The sequence below is a fragment of the Burkholderia sp. Tr-862 genome (assembly GCF_011753085.1).
Classification (GTDB): Bacteria; Pseudomonadota; Gammaproteobacteria; order Burkholderiales; family Burkholderiaceae; genus Burkholderia; species Burkholderia ambifaria.
In genome coordinates this window covers 1-13,970 of sequence record NZ_VWWG01000165.1, presented here as the reverse complement: position 1 = coordinate 13,970, position 13,970 = coordinate 1, and the positions used below count along the sequence as shown (strand labels likewise).

Sequence of the window (13,970 nt, the reverse complement as noted above, 5' to 3'; positions counted from 1 at the left end):
TTTAGCGGGTGAACACTGTCAACCTATTCCAGGACTTGACACGGCGCCGTTTTCATCGTTGTAGGAATGTCGCCTGGAGTCGTGGGGCACTGCTCGATCAAGCGGCTGAATATCCGCGTTTTCTGGAATAGAGTCCGTTGCCAGTTGTGCTGACGACGATTGTGCCGGTCCGAGTCTTACCGGCCTCCGGGACAGGGCACAATCCACGTGCTTCCCAAGCCTGTTGCGATGTGATCGTGGTTGGCAAGTAAATCATCCGGCCCACGCCCGGTTTGTCCGGCAGAATGGTCGATCGCAGCGGACGGAGCGATCCGTCAAATTGTGTCGATCGAGGACACTGACAGTTTGTCATCGGTCGGACACAAAGTTGCTTTTTGCTGTTCGAGTTCTGATCGGGTGCGCGCCGAGTGTTCAAATGTACCCGTCCGATTTAGTATGCGGAAACCACGCCCCGCGCGACGGGCGCGGCTCATTTTTCGCCGAGGAGACCATGCATCGTCGTACGGCGGCCCCCTACGTCATCGTGGCGGTTGGCATTGTGATCGCCTGCGCACTGATGGGCCTGTGCGTGCTGCAGCTATTTCAGAGCCGGAACGACGCACTGGAGCGCGCAAGCGAAACCTCGCGCAATCTCGGCCTGATCGCTGAGCGCGACATCGAGCGCAACTTCGAGCTCTACGACCTGTCGTTGCAGGCGGTGATTCAAGGTCTGCAACGGCCTGATGTGATGTCGGCAGCGCCGGCGCTGCGGCGCGGCGTGCTGTTCGATCATGCCATGAGTGCGCCCTTCATTGGTTCGCAACTGGTACTCGACGCGAACGGCGATATCGTTCTGGATTCGGCCAACGACGTGCCCCGCAAGGGCAATTTCGCCGATCGCAAATACTTCACCGTGCATCGCGATAATCCCGACGTTGGACTCTATGTGAGCGATCCGTTCGTGTCGCGCTTGCGCGCTGGCATGCTCTGCATTGTGCTGTCTCGGCGCATCTCGAACCCGGACGGATCGTTCGGCGGCGTCGCGCTGATTGCGATCAATCTCGAGTACTTCCACCACCTGTTTGCGGGCCTGTCGCTGGGGCAGCACGGTTCGATGTCGCTGATCGGCAAGGACGGCATCATGGTGATGCGTCAACCGTACAACGTCAGCATCGTCGGTCGCGATATCAGCAAGGCTACGACCTTTCGACGATTTCAGCGTGCGTCGGAGGGCGTGTTCTCGGAAACGGCTTCAATCGACGGTGTACGTCGCCTCTACTATTTCAAGCACCTGCCGAAGTTGCCGCTCATCATCATGGTTGCAGAAGGCGAGCAGGACGTTTATGCCGCATGGCGGCACCGCGCAGTGACGATCGGCGCATTGGTGGCGACGTTCGGCGTCGCGTTCATCGCGCTGTCTTTCCTGCTCAGCGGGCAACTGCGCCGCCGGATGCGGGCCGAGTCCGAACTGGTGCTGCTGGCACGTACCGACGGGCTCACCGGCCTGAACAATCGCCGCAGTTTCGGGGAGGTTCTGGATCGGGAATGGCGTCGCGCCAGGCGGACGCATTCCGTCTTCTCGCTGCTGTTCGTCGACGTCGATCGCTTCAAGGCTTACAACGACACCTACGGGCATCAGGCCGGGGACGACGCGCTGGCGGCGGTCGCCCGCTGCATCGGCGAAAACATCCGCCGGCCGGTCGATACCGCGGCCCGCTACGGCGGGGAGGAATTCGTCGTGCTGCTTCCCGATACGCCACCGGCCGGCGCTGCGCAGATCGCCGAGCGGATTCGCGCGGCAATCGACGAACTGGCACTCGAACATGCCGGCAGCGAGTATGGGCGTGTCACGGCCAGTATTGGCCTCGCCAGCTGGACGCCGGAGCAGGACGATGATGCCGGCGCGGTGATCAAGGCGGCCGACGAGGCGCTGTACTATGCGAAGACAATCGGCCGGAACAGGGTTGCCGCCTTGCAGCCCTTGGACTGACGGGGATTGTCGGTTTGCCGCTCCGAGAACGCGAAAGCCCGCTGAAGGCGGGCTTTTTTACGTGCTACAAATTTGCTACAGCATAGGGGCGGGAGTCTTGCAGGATAAGCCTCGCGCTTACCACGCCTACAAATTAATCAAAAACCGATGCCAGCCACCTGGGGATCCAGTTGGCAATCGACGCGCACTGACCAAGGCATGGCCTTGGTGTCCGCTTGGACACATCATGCCGAATTTCTCGACTTCCGGACCGGACTATTTCTTGCCTCAGGGGCGGGGACAGTGGCCGCGCAGGGTTTGGTATCCGCGCGCCATCCGATAACGCACGCAGGTGCTGCTCCATCCTCGGAGTGACGTCTGCAGGTTATCGTCGGGGCCCTTTCATGGCTTCCGACTCCATGGCGGCATTCCACTCTTCATTCGCCTCGATGGGATCCATCTCATCGTCAATCGATGCCGTTGCACGTTCGGCGGCGGCTCGAGCTTCGTCTGCCGGGGAGGCGACATCACCGATCCCGTCCCCGTCCTCGTCCCCGTCACCCGGGGGATGCAGCATGTCCTCGAGCATCGCGCTCAACTCCGGCGTGTCCCAGGGCAGCCCGCGCCGAGTTCGGTCGGTTATGTAGTGCCTCACTTCCGCGTCCTGCTCCACCGTAAGCGGCAGGCCTCGGAAAGTGCTTTGAGGGCCAGCGTCAATCATCACATTCTCCTGCTGCGATTGAATTTTCAGTGTACTCGCCAATTGCGGACGCGCGAACCGTGATCGCGACGCTTTCGCGTCGGATCGAACGTGTCGTCTCGGCAGGCACCAGGCGGGCATGAACCGCCGTCGGGAACAGCGGAAGCCCTTGCATTGGAGTGACAGCTTGGCATCCGGAGCCTGACAGGCAAGCTGTACCGTGCGAAGCATCAAGGTCGCGATCGGGTCGTTGCCGCGTAGTCGATCGTCGCGTCAGGACTGTCCGGCTCGCGCCTCCCAACCAGAAAGGAAAAGCCCCGCTTCGGCGGGGCTTTTCCTTTTTCGGCACTTCATTCACGCATCTATTCCGCCGGGTACGTCAACGTCACCAGCTCGCACTTCGACGTACTTTTGCCGTCGTAGTCGTAAATCACCAGCAGATGCTGGCCCTTGCTGTTCAAGATCGGCAGCGTGATCGCCCGGCGATTCGGGTTGTTGCCGCCGGCCGGCTCGTCGGAACTCTGCTTGCGGATTTCGGACTCGAGATCCGACGGCGTATTGATGCCGTTCTCCGGACCGCGGCTGCGCACCCGGCTGTAGAAGTGAAAACCGTTGTCGGTCCAGCCGCGCGGCAGCATGTTGCGCCACTGGTTGTTGGTGACCTCCTTCCACAGCAGATCGGTGTTGCCGCTCAACGCAAACGGCGTCGGACACGCGCCGGCCGCGAACGCTTGTCCGCAGAAAAGCGGCAGGGCGGCAAGCGACCACGCAACGCATCGGACCGCGCGTCGCGCGAGGCCGGCGTCGTGTCGCGATCCGGGATGGTACGGCAGGGCATGGGGCGTTTTCATACGGCATCCTCCGAGTGATGGATCGGTATGCGACCGCGCTGCGGCCGCTGGGGAATACCGTATCGCTGGCGTTCTCGCGCAAGAATGCGGCGAACGTCACACTCGTCGTCACGGGGCGAAGGTGGGGGGCCGGGGCCCGGGACGCGTATGGAAAGCCTGGAGGCGTAGGGACAACGCGGGCTTGATCGCGTTGTCGCTGCGAGGGCGGTGGTTGTCGTGGCGCGGGCCGTCTGCATCGCCCGCGTCAGCGGGAGACCGCCGAACGCTCAACGATGCCGGTCAGCCATCCACCGGCTGCGCGGGGGTGTCGAGCCTCAACTGATAGAACGCCGCATCGAGCCAGCGGCCGAACTTGAAGCCCGCTTCGGTGATCGTGCCCGAGTGCACGAAGCCGAGGCGCGTATGCAGCGCGACGCTGCCGCCGTTGGTTGCGTCGACGCAACCAACCAGCACGTGCACGTCGGCTTCGCGTGCACGCCGGATCAATTCGCGCAGCAGCAGCTCCCCGAGCCCGCGGCCGCGATGGTCGCGGTGCACGTAGACGCTGTGTTCGACCGTGTACTTGAACGCCGGAAACGCGCGGAACGTGCCCCAGCTCGCGAAGCCGACCAGCGTGCCCGATTCATCGACCGCGCCGACGACCGGAAAACCGCTGGCGCGCTTCGTCGCGAACCACGTGACCATCGCTTCCGGCGGGCGCGGCCGGTAGTCGTACAGCGCGGTCGAGTTCACGATCGCATCGTTCAGGATCTCGAGGATGGCCGCGGCATGCTCGGCCTCGCTGCAATCGATCAGGCGCACGTCGTCACGCTGTTTCGGGGAATTCATACGGGCTCCTGCGCCTGGCGGCTTTGAACGGATGACACACTCCGCGCGCCGGCGGCGGCGGGAACATCGCAGATCGCGACGACATAGCGCGCGGCCTGCGACGACGGGTTGCTGAAAATCAACGGCTGATCGAGGCGCATGGCCAGACAGTCGCCGGCGTGAAGTTCGTGAAGCTGGTCGCCCAACGTGACGTCGACGCGTCCATGGACGACCCACACCTGTTGATGCAGTGCGCTTTCGCGCCCGCCGGAGTCGTACGCGACGCGCGCGCCGGGCGGGAAATCGACCTCGACGAGCTGGATCGGCGACGGCCAACCGGGCGGCGACAGATTGCGCCGCACGTAGCCGGACGCCGGATCGCGCCATTCCGCCTGTTGCGCGCGCCGCACCAGCGGGTGCGCGGGCGCGTCGTCGCGATCGCCGCCGAACAGCCCGGCCAGCGACACGCCGAGACCCGCCGCGAGCTTGTCGAGCACAACGGCCGTCGGGCTCGCCGACGCACGCTCGATGAGCGAGATCATCGAGCGGCTGACGCCGGAACGCGCGGCGAGCGCATCGAGCGTGTAGCCTCGTAGCGTGCGCAAGTCGCGCACGCGCCGGGCGATGCGTTCGTTGATGCCGGTGTCCTCGACGGGCGAACGGGTGGATTCCTGCATGATGGATTTATTGTCCAGCAAGCTGGAATTCGATGTCAACGGGGTTTCGACGGAATTCCGGCTGTCCCGGATAGGCGATTCGCCGGCGACCGAACGCTTGCTCGTCGGCCGGTGCGAGCGTAATATACGAAACGACTACATTTCGTTTAATTAGAGACATATGGGAATCATCAAGATATCCGAGCACATGCACGAACGGCTGCGCTCGACCAGTACCGCGCTGAGCCGTTCGATCAATGCGCAAGCGGAACACTGGCTGCGCGTCGGGATGCTGTCGGAACTCAATCCGTCGCTGTCCTACGGCGATATCTGCCGAATGCTGATCGAGATCGAAGCGCGCGGCGGCGATGCGGGCCCGACGGAATCAGTGGCGCGCGACATCGAGCAGGTGGCGTAATGGCGAAGCGAGAAATCCCGATCCGCGGCGCCACGGAAATCGACAAGTCGCGCGAGGCTGCGAAGCTCGCGTCCCGGGTGCTGACGATGATCACCGAACACGTGAAGCCGGGCGTCACCACGGACGAACTGGACGCGCGCTGCCGCGAATACATCGTCGACGAACTCGACGCCATCCCGGCGAACATCGGCTATCACGGTTATCCGAAAACCCTGTGCACGTCGGTCAACCACGTGGTCTGTCACGGTATTCCGTCGTCGCGGCCGATGCGCGACGGCGACATCGTGAATCTCGACATCGCGGTGATCAAGGACGGCTGGTTCGGCGACACGAGCCGCATGTACTTCGTCGGCGAGCCGGGTGAACTGGCGCGGCGCCTCGTCGCGACGACCTACGAGGCGATGCACGCCGGCATCCGCGCGGTGCGTCCGGGCGCAACGCTCGGCGACGTCGGCTATGCGATCCAGCAGGTTGCGCATCGCGAAGGGTTCAGCGTGGTTCGCGAGTACTGCGGGCACGGGATCGGCGACGTGTACCACGACGAGCCGCAGGTGCTGCACTATGGCCGCCCGGGCACCGGCGTGCCGCTGCGGCCGGGGATGATCTTCACGATCGAGCCGATGCTGAATGCGGGCAAGCGCGATACGCGCGTGCTGGCGGACGGCTGGACGGTCGTCACGAAGGACCATTCGCTATCCGCGCAATGGGAGCACATGGTCGTGGTGACGGAGCAGGGCTTCGAGATCCTGTCGGACGACGTGAAGCCGCAGGCGTTCGCGGCGCTCTCCGGCACGCACGCGGCCTGATGCGCGGCAACCCGCACGTAGGGACGCAATGGAAACGGGGCCCCGTCGTGGGGCCCGTGTCATCGGCTGTCGCGCGGGACGGTCGGCAGGCCACCGTTTCCATCGCCGCGACCGGTTGCGTCACGCCGTGAACACCGCTTAACCGCGCGCCTTTTGCCACGCGTGTTCGACGAACACGCGGCACAGCGCTTCCATCCCGTTGCGGTCCTCGTCGTCGAAACGTGCGGCAACGGGGCTGTCTACGTCCCACACGCCGATCAGCGTGCCGTCGGCGGCCACCAGCGGCACGACGATTTCCGATTCCGACGCGGCATCGCAGGCGATATGGCCCGGGAATTCGTGCACGTCGCGCACGACCTGCGTCTCGCGGGTCTGCGCGGCCGTGCCGCACACGCCCTTGCCGAGCGCGATCCGCACGCACGCGGGCTTGCCCTGGAACGGGCCGACCACGAGTTCCGATCCGTCGAAGAAATAGAAGCCGGCCCAGTTCAGGCGGTCGAGCGAGTGATAGACGAGCGCGGAGAAGTTCGCGGCGTTCGCGGTCAGGTCGCGTTCCGATTCGACGAGCGCGCGTGCCTGCTCGACGAGCGTCGCATAGAGTTCGGCCTTGGAGGCGTGAGGGTCGTTGGACAGCGTGAACATGGCTGAAATGCGATAAGGGTGGTGAACGGCGAAGTTGTGAAAAGCGCGGATGCGCGTCCCGCAGTCTACGGCACGCGCGGCCCGTCTGCAGCGTCCGGTTCACGCAGCGCGATGCCGAACGCGCCGCGCAGCACGCGACGTCGCTCAATCCGGTGCGAGTTCGGCGAACCGTTCGGTCAGGAAGTCGAGCAGTGCGCGCACTGCGGGCAACAGCCCGCGCCGCGACGCGAACACCGCGTGCACGATCTCGCGCCGCGGCGCCCAGTTCGGCAGCACGGTCACCAGTTCGCCGCGCGCGACTTCGTCGCGCACCATCATCGTCGGCAGTTGCACGACGCCGACACCCGCGACGGCCGCCGCGCGCAGCGCAAGCATGCCGCCTGTCACGAGGCGCGGCTGGTGGTGGATTTCCGCCTGTGCGCCGTCGGGGCCGCGCAGCCGCCATACGTGCGTGGCCTGCGGCACGCCGTGATCGAGGCTCGGCAGGCGGGTCAGGTCGGCGGGGACGGCCGGCGTGCCGAGCTCGCGCAGCAACGCGGGGCTCGCGACGAGGCACTGGCCGCGCTCGGCCAGCACGCGCAGCGCGAGATCGCTGTCCTCGAGCGGCGGCGGACGCACGCGGATCGCGACGTCGATCCCTTCGCCGACCACATCGACGCGCCGGTTGGTCGCCTCCAGGTGAATCTCGACGCGCGGGCACGCGACCATGAACGCCGCGATCATCGTGCCGACCAGCGAATCGAGCAGCACGACCGGGCAGCTGACGCGCACGATGCCGCGCGGCTCCTCGTGCAACAGCGCGATCGCTTCGTCGGCGGCATCCGCTTCGACGAGCATCGCGCGACAGTGCGCGTAGTAGGTCTGGCCGACGTCGGTGACGGTGAAACGGCGCGTCGAGCGCTGGATCAGCCGCATCCCGAGCCGCGCCTCGAGCAGCGCGATGCGGCGGCTCAGCTTCGATTTCGGCAGGTTGAGCGCGCGCCCGGCCGGCGCGAAGCCGCCGTGCTCGACCACCTGCACGAAGTAATAGAGATCGTTCAGATCCCGTTCTTGATCGTTCATCAAATAGAACACTGAGTGCGATTTTCGCAGTCTACCGGATCGATCGTTCCATCTCTATATTGATACCCAGGATGCGAAGCACGTGTTTCGCCGCAATTCGGAGAAGGCAAATGAAGAAGATCCAGGGTGTTTACAGTGCGCCGCGTGGCCATTGGGTCGGCGACGGTTTCCCGGTGCGTTCGATGTTCAGCTATCAGTCTCACGCGGCGCACCTGAGCCCGTTTCTGCTGCTCGACTACGCGGGTCCCGCGAACTTCGAGCCGGCTTCGGCGCCGCGCGGGGTGGGTCAGCATCCGCACCGCGGGTTCGAAACGGTGACGATCGTCTATGACGGCGAAGTCGCTCACCGCGACTCGACCGGCGCGGGCGGCGTGATCGGCCCGGGCGACGTGCAGTGGATGACGGCCGGGAGCGGGATCCTCCATGAGGAATTCCACTCGGAGGCATTCACGAAGCGCGGCGGTCCGCTCGAGATGGTCCAGCTGTGGGTGAACCTGCCCGCCGCCGACAAGATGGGTGCGCCCGGCTACCAGACGCTGCTGAACGCGGACATCCCGGTGGTCGAGCTGCCGGACGGTGCGGGGCGTGCGCGGATCATCGCAGGCGAACTCGACGGACGGCGCGGCCCCGCCCGCACGCACACGCCGATCGACGTGTGGGACGTGCGGCTCGCAGCCGGCGGCCGCGCGCGGTTCCCGATCGCCGAGGGGCGGACGCTCGCGGTGGTCGTGCTGAACGGTACGCTGCTGGTGAACGGCGAGACGGTCGCCCGTGAAGCGCAGTTCGTGCAACTGAGCCGCGACGGCCGCGACGTCGAGATCGAAGCGAACGGCGACGCCAAGCTGTTGATTTTGAGCGGCGAGCCGATCGATGAGCCGGTCGTCGGTTACGGGCCGTTCGTGATGAACTCGCAAGAGGAAATCCGGACCGCGATCGACGATTTCAACAACGGCCGCTTCGGCCAAATGCCGGCATGACGGACAGGCCCCGCGCACATTGCGGGGCTTTTTTTCATGCGCGGCAGGGCGCTCGCGTGCCGTGTGCGCTTCGAGGCATAATCGACGGTTGCCGCGCGCCGGCCGGCGCGCCCGAATCAGGACGACCATGAACGCTTCCGCACCTGCCGCATCCCCGCGCGCCGACGATCTCGACTGGCGCTGGAAATCCTTCGACGCGCTGACGGCGCGTGAAGTCTATGCGATCCTCGACGCGCGCAGCGCCGTGTTCGTCGTCGAGCAGAACTGCGTGTATCGCGACATCGACGATGCGGACCAGGCCGCGTGGCATCTGGCCGCGTACGATCCGGCGGGCCGCCTCGCGGGCTATCTGCGCGTGCTGCTGCCGGATGCGCAGAACACCGACGTACGCATCGGCCGCGTGCTGACGACCGCGCCGTTTCGCGGCGCGGGCCTCGGTAACGCGCTGATCTCGCGCGCGCTCGAGCACATCCGCGCGCAGTGGCCGGATACGCAGGTGAGCCTGCATGCGCAGGCCCACCTGCAGCGTTTCTACGGGGCATTCGGCTTCACGCCGAACTCGGACGTGCACGACGAGGACGGCATCCCGCACGTGTGGATGACCAGCGCGCGCGCTTGACGCGCGGCGCGCCGTGCCGTCAGTGGGCGGCGCGCGTCACCGACGGGCGCTCCGCGCGCCGGGCGCCAGCGCGTTCGTCGATCAGACGGCCGCGCGCGGACAGCCGCAGCCAGTGCCGCAGCGCGATCAGCGCGCCGATCACGCTCATCATCGAACCCGGAATCCACAGCAGCAAGCCGCCGATCTGCTGGTCACGCAGCGGGCTGAGCCACGTGAAGGCGCGTCCGCAGATCGAGTAGATCGGATACAGCTCGTGCGGCGTGAAGAAGATCAGCGCGCCGAGCGCGATCTGCGGCGGGATCGCCGCGACGACGATCAGGATCCGGCGGCCCGGCGACAGCCGCGCGGGCGGGGCGGGACGCGGATCGACGACGAGCCACCAGAACAGCAGCCCGTCGATCACCATGCTCCAGTTCATCACGCGATACAGGCGCCAGTCGAGCATCGCGACGAAGTGGATCGGCGACAGCAGCCAGAAATAGATCAGCCCGACGAACAGCACGACGGCGACGACCGGATGGAACACCACGTCGAGCGTCGCGCGCACGGGCGCCCACGCGAGCGCGGGGCGCACGAAGCGCTGGCGCCAGCGAAACGGAATGCCCGCGCGGATCGCCGCGCCCGGGTACGCCAGTGCGATGAAGAACGGCCCGAGGTGATGCAGCACGAGGTGCTGCGCGCGGTGCATGAAGAATTCGTGCTCGAAGAAGTAGTCGAGCCGCGTATGCAGTGCGATGTAGAGCGCCGTCAGCCCGAACCAGAACGAGAGCTGCCGCAGCGGCGACACCTTCGCCTTCTTCACGCCGCGTGCGAACAGCACGGCGGCCGTCAGCACCGCGATGACCACGGTCGGCGACGGTTCCCACGGATCGAGCCAGTACAGGACGTTCATCGCGCGCGCATCACTTCGCCTGGGCCGGCGACTTCACGGTGAACGGCGTGTCGACCGTTTCGCCGTCGGAGAACTTCAGGCGCAGGCGCACGGTGTCGCCGGGCTTGATCGCGTGCTTCGGTTCCTCGAGCATGAAGTGATAGCCGCCCGGCGCGATGTCGACCTTGCCGCGCGCGGGGATCGTCAGCTTGTCGACCATTTCCATCTTCTGCGTCGAGCCGTTCGACACGGTCTGGTGCAGCATCGCCATCCCGTAGTCGGGGCTGTCGACGTCGACGAGATCGACCGGCTTGTCGCCCGTGTTGACGAGCGTCACGTAGCCGCCCGCGGGCAATTGGTTCGGCAGCCAGCGCACCCACGCGTTCTGCGCGGTGATCGCGCCGGCGGCGTAGGCGTGCGCGCCGGTGCACAGTGCGGCGAGGAGGGCGAACGTCTTGAGGGTCGTCTTCATGTCGGAGTTCGGGAGGGGGAGGCAGTGTCGATGATCCGGCGCACATCGGCGGCGATGGCGTCGGGCGAATCGCGGTCGGTCGCGAGCAAACGCGCGCGACCGTTCGCGTCGAAGATGTAGACGGCCGAGCTGTGCGTGACTTCGTAGCCGCCGGACGGATCGCGTTTTTCCATCTGATACGCGACGCGATAGCGTTTCGCGAGCGATTCGATCTGGCCGTCGGTGCCGGTCAGCCCACGCGCGTGCGCGGCATCGAACGCGGCGACGTACGACTGCATCGCCTGCGGCGTGTCGCGCGCCGGATCGACCGAGACGAACAGGACGCGCACGTCGTTCGCCTGCTGGCCGAGCTTCGCGAGCACTTCCATCAGCCGCGCCATCGTTTCGGGGCAGACATCCGGACAGTGCGTATAGCCGAAGTAGACGAGCGCGATGCGGCCGCGGAATGCGTTCGCGTCGATTGGATGGCCGTCGCCGCCGGTCAGCGTGAAGGACAGGTCGGGCAGGTGGCCCGTGACGTTGGTCAGGTGCCAGTTCGGCTCGTCGTGCGTGCAGGCGGCGAGCGCGACGGCGGCGGTCAGCGCCGCGGCCGTGCGGACGAAGCGGGTGAAGCTGAGGCGGCGCCGGTGCGGCGCGGGATGGGCAGACGACATCCTGGGGCTCGATCGGACGGAACGGTCGTCGGCCGGCGCGGCGCCATGCGTCGCGCGGCCGGCGGTTGCCGACTGTAGCGCAATTCCCGCGCCCGCGTCCTTTCGAAACCCGTACGGCACGGGCGAGCGGGGCAATATGTCGCAGTTGGCGCGGACGGTGGCGCGAGGTCCGCCATGCGCCGGTTTCGCCCATCTCGGTACGCAGGCGCGGTAAGATGCGCACAATTCCATTCTCGCAGCGGCGGCCGCGCGTTTGCAGGCCGCTCCTCAGACCATCGAATCGATGCAATCCGTTCCGGCTTCCCTCTCCCTGACCGATACCGCGTTCTTTTTCGACTTCGACGGTACGCTCGTCGAGCTGGCGCCGACGCCCGACAGCATTCACGTGCCGCCGTCGCTGCTGACGCTGCTCGATGAACTGCGGCGCCGCTCGCATGGCGCGCTCGCCGTCGTGTCGGGTCGCGGCATCGACAACCTCGACTCGTTCCTGAACATGCCGGACCTGCCGATCGCCGGCCTGCACGGCGCCGAGCGTCGCGACGCGAACGGCGACACGCAGCGCATCGGCTTCAACGACGACCGGCTGCTGCGCATCGAACGCGAGCTCGCGTCCGTCGTCGACCGTCATCCGGGCATGCTGCTCGAAATCAAGGGGGCGGCCGTCGCGCTGCACTACCGCAATGCGCCCGAGCGCGAGCCGGCCGCGCGCGAAGCGGCCGAGCGCCTCGTCGCCGAATATGCGGACGCGTATGTCCTGCAGCCGGGCAAGATGGTGTTCGAGATCAAGCCGAAGGGGGTCGACAAGGGGCGCGCGCTGGCCGCGTTCCTCGACGAGCCGCCGTTCGCGGGCCGCGTGCCGCTGTTCGCGGGCGACGACCTGACCGACGAGAAGGGCTTCGCGGTGGTCAACGCGCGTGGCGGTCTGTCGATCAAGGTCGGCGCGGGCGAGACGTCGGCCCGCATGCGGCTCGACTCGGTCGACGCGCTGCACGCGCAGATCGCCCGCTGGCTTGGCGCGGAGCAGCCGGGCGCATGAGCCGACTGATCATCGTTTCAAACCGCGTCGCCCCGATTTCGGAAGGCGAACCGGCGGCGGGCGGCCTCGCGATCGGTGTCTACGATGCGCTGAAGGAGACGGGCGGCATGTGGTTCGGCTGGAGCGGCGAGGTGGTCGCATCGGGTGCGCCGCAGATCCGCATCGAGGAGCGCGGCCCCGTGACGTTCGCGACCGTCGGGCTGTCGCGTCGCGATTACGACCAGTACTACCGCGGTTTCTCGAACGCGACGCTGTGGCCCGCGTTCCATTACCGCGCGGACCTGATCCAGTACGACCGCCACGAATTCGACGGCTACCGCCGCGTGAACGTCTGGCTCGCGCAGCAGCTTGTGCCGCTGCTGCAGGACGACGACGTGATCTGGGTGCACGACTACCACCTGATCCCGTTCGCGCGTGCGCTGCGTGAGGCCGGCGTGAAGAACCGCATCGGCTTTTTCCTGCACATCCCGTTTCCGGCCGCGCAGGTGCTCGTCAACGTGCCGCCGCATCGCGAGCTCGTCGAGTCGCTGTGCGCGTTCGATTTGCTCGGCTTCCAGACCGAGCCCGACCTGCGCGCGTTCTGCGACTACATCGAGTTCGAGGCGGGCGGCGAAGTCGCGCGCGAAGGGCATACGGTGCGCGTGAGCGCGTTCGGCAACACGCTGCGCGCGGCCGCCTATCCGATCGGCGTGTATCCGGACGAGATCGCGTCGCTCGCGCAGGCGGCCGAGAACGGCAAGGCCGTGCGCACGCTGGCGACGTCGCTGCGCGGGCGCCAGTTGATCATGAGCGTCGACCGGCTCGATTATTCGAAGGGGCTCGTCGAGCGGTTCCGTGCGTTCGAGAAACTGCTGGAGCACCAGACTTCGATTCGCAACCGCGTGTCGTTCCTGCAGATTGCGCCGTCGACGCGCGCCGACCTGCGCGCATACCAGGACATCCGCCTGCAGCTCGAGGCGGAGTCGGGGCGCATCAACGGCCGCTACGCGGAACTCGATTGGGCGCCGATCCTCTACATTCACCGCCAGTACGACCGGCAGGTGCTGGCCGCGCTGTACCGGCTGGCGCGCGTGGGTTTCGTCACGCCGTTGCGCGACGGAATGAACCTCGTCGCGAAGGAGTACGTGTCCGCGCAGAATCCGGACGATCCGGGCGTGCTGGTGCTGTCGCGCTTCGCGGGGGCCGCGCGCGAGCTGACGGGCGCGCTGATCGTCAATCCGATCGACATCGACGGGATGGCCGATGCGCTGTCGCAGGCGCTCACGATGCCGCTCGCCGAGCGGCGCGCGCGTTATGCGGACATGATCGCGCAGCTGCGCGAGAACAACGTGTCGGTGTGGCGCGACAACTTCCTGCGCGACCTGCAGCGCGTGTAGCCGGCGCGCCGCGCGGCGGAGGATGCCGCGCGATGTGTCAAGTCCTGGAATAGGTTGACAGTGTTCACCCGCTAAC

16 protein-coding genes and 1 pseudogene are annotated in these 13,970 nt (G+C 66.3%); 7 read left to right on the top strand and 10 right to left on the bottom strand.

What is annotated here, in order from left to right:
- Nucleotides 1–142: 142 nt before the first annotated feature.
- Nucleotides 143–277, bottom strand: a pseudogene (locus F3J14_RS35895) (LysR family transcriptional regulator); the annotation flags it as partial.
- Nucleotides 278–490: 213 nt separating this feature from the next.
- On the opposite strand from F3J14_RS35895, the gene F3J14_RS28830 reads away from it, so the two are divergent.
- The gene (locus F3J14_RS28830; RefSeq protein WP_166725846.1) at nucleotides 491–1,969 is read left to right on the top strand and encodes a sensor domain-containing diguanylate cyclase; all 1,479 of its coding nucleotides are present in this window, start codon (nucleotides 491–493) and stop codon (nucleotides 1,967–1,969) included.
- Nucleotides 1,970–2,333: 364 nt separating this feature from the next.
- On the opposite strand, the gene F3J14_RS28825 is transcribed toward F3J14_RS28830, so the two are convergent.
- The 4 genes from F3J14_RS28825 to F3J14_RS28810 form a co-directional block, all read right to left on the bottom strand.
- Nucleotides 2,334–2,669, bottom strand: coding sequence for a hypothetical protein (locus tag F3J14_RS28825; RefSeq protein ID WP_166725844.1), 336 nt, complete (start codon nucleotides 2,667–2,669; stop codon nucleotides 2,334–2,336).
- A 341-nt stretch (nucleotides 2,670–3,010) separates the two neighbouring features.
- Nucleotides 3,011–3,499, bottom strand: a complete 489-nt coding sequence (locus tag F3J14_RS28820) for a hypothetical protein (protein WP_166725843.1) — start codon at nucleotides 3,497–3,499, stop codon at nucleotides 3,011–3,013.
- Nucleotides 3,500–3,778: 279 nt separating this feature from the next.
- A complete protein-coding gene (locus tag F3J14_RS28815) occupies nucleotides 3,779–4,327 on the bottom strand; it encodes a GNAT family N-acetyltransferase (protein WP_006751864.1) in 549 nt (182 codons plus the stop codon).
- Nucleotides 4,324–4,983, bottom strand: a complete 660-nt coding sequence (locus F3J14_RS28810; RefSeq protein ID WP_166725842.1) for a helix-turn-helix domain-containing protein — start codon at nucleotides 4,981–4,983, stop codon at nucleotides 4,324–4,326. Before F3J14_RS28810 ends, F3J14_RS28815 begins: the two co-directional genes overlap by 4 nt.
- Nucleotides 4,984–5,143: 160 nt before the next feature.
- On the opposite strand from F3J14_RS28810, the gene F3J14_RS28805 reads away from it, so the two are divergent.
- Nucleotides 5,144–5,380: a ParD-like family protein gene (locus tag F3J14_RS28805; RefSeq protein ID WP_006751861.1), complete on the top strand. Its 237-nt coding sequence runs from the start codon at nucleotides 5,144–5,146 to the stop codon at nucleotides 5,378–5,380.
- Nucleotides 5,380–6,186 carry a type I methionyl aminopeptidase gene (map, locus tag F3J14_RS28800; protein ID WP_166725841.1) on the top strand — a complete coding sequence of 269 codons (807 nt, stop codon included), beginning with the start codon at nucleotides 5,380–5,382 and terminating at the stop codon, nucleotides 6,184–6,186. The genes F3J14_RS28805 and map overlap by 1 nt, the downstream gene beginning before the upstream one ends.
- 138 nt (nucleotides 6,187–6,324) lie before the next feature.
- Here map and F3J14_RS28795 read toward each other — a convergent pair whose 3' ends face one another.
- Together F3J14_RS28795 and F3J14_RS28790 are read right to left on the bottom strand one after the other, a co-directional pair.
- The gene (locus F3J14_RS28795) at nucleotides 6,325–6,828 is read right to left on the bottom strand and encodes a GAF domain-containing protein (RefSeq protein WP_012363421.1); all 504 of its coding nucleotides are present in this window, start codon (nucleotides 6,826–6,828) and stop codon (nucleotides 6,325–6,327) included.
- Nucleotides 6,829–6,972: 144 nt separating this feature from the next.
- The gene (locus F3J14_RS28790; RefSeq protein ID WP_166725840.1) at nucleotides 6,973–7,890 is read right to left on the bottom strand and encodes a LysR family transcriptional regulator; all 918 of its coding nucleotides are present in this window, start codon (nucleotides 7,888–7,890) and stop codon (nucleotides 6,973–6,975) included.
- Nucleotides 7,891–8,000: 110 nt separating this feature from the next.
- Between F3J14_RS28790 and F3J14_RS28785 the strand changes: the two genes are divergently transcribed.
- Together F3J14_RS28785 and F3J14_RS28780 are read left to right on the top strand one after the other, a co-directional pair.
- The gene (locus F3J14_RS28785) at nucleotides 8,001–8,867 is read left to right on the top strand and encodes a pirin family protein (protein WP_166725839.1); all 867 of its coding nucleotides are present in this window, start codon (nucleotides 8,001–8,003) and stop codon (nucleotides 8,865–8,867) included.
- 127 nt (nucleotides 8,868–8,994) lie between these two features.
- Nucleotides 8,995–9,486, top strand: a complete 492-nt coding sequence (locus tag F3J14_RS28780) for a GNAT family N-acetyltransferase (protein ID WP_166725838.1) — start codon at nucleotides 8,995–8,997, stop codon at nucleotides 9,484–9,486.
- A gap of 19 nt (nucleotides 9,487–9,505) precedes the next feature.
- On the opposite strand, the gene F3J14_RS28775 is transcribed toward F3J14_RS28780, so the two are convergent.
- Genes F3J14_RS28775 through F3J14_RS28765 form a run of 3 tightly spaced genes read right to left on the bottom strand, consistent with a single transcriptional unit; the run spans nucleotide 9,506 to nucleotide 11,482 of the window.
- Nucleotides 9,506–10,378 carry a cytochrome c oxidase assembly protein gene (locus F3J14_RS28775; RefSeq protein WP_166725837.1) on the bottom strand — a complete coding sequence of 291 codons (873 nt, stop codon included), beginning with the start codon at nucleotides 10,376–10,378 and terminating at the stop codon, nucleotides 9,506–9,508.
- 10 nt (nucleotides 10,379–10,388) lie between these two features.
- Nucleotides 10,389–10,829 carry a copper chaperone PCu(A)C gene (locus F3J14_RS28770; RefSeq protein WP_166725836.1) on the bottom strand — a complete coding sequence of 147 codons (441 nt, stop codon included), beginning with the start codon at nucleotides 10,827–10,829 and terminating at the stop codon, nucleotides 10,389–10,391.
- Nucleotides 10,826–11,482: an SCO family protein gene (locus F3J14_RS28765; protein ID WP_166725835.1), complete on the bottom strand. Its 657-nt coding sequence runs from the start codon at nucleotides 11,480–11,482 to the stop codon at nucleotides 10,826–10,828. The genes F3J14_RS28770 and F3J14_RS28765 overlap by 4 nt, the downstream gene beginning before the upstream one ends.
- Before the next feature lie 283 nt (nucleotides 11,483–11,765).
- Between F3J14_RS28765 and otsB the strand changes: the two genes are divergently transcribed.
- Together otsB and otsA are read left to right on the top strand one after the other, a co-directional pair.
- Complete coding sequence (otsB, locus tag F3J14_RS28760) at nucleotides 11,766–12,518, top strand: trehalose-phosphatase (protein ID WP_166725834.1); 753 nt, start codon at nucleotides 11,766–11,768, stop codon at nucleotides 12,516–12,518.
- The gene (gene otsA, locus F3J14_RS28755; RefSeq protein WP_006751851.1) at nucleotides 12,515–13,894 is read left to right on the top strand and encodes an alpha,alpha-trehalose-phosphate synthase (UDP-forming); all 1,380 of its coding nucleotides are present in this window, start codon (nucleotides 12,515–12,517) and stop codon (nucleotides 13,892–13,894) included. The genes otsB and otsA overlap by 4 nt, the downstream gene beginning before the upstream one ends.
- Nucleotides 13,895–13,970 lie beyond the last annotated feature (76 nt).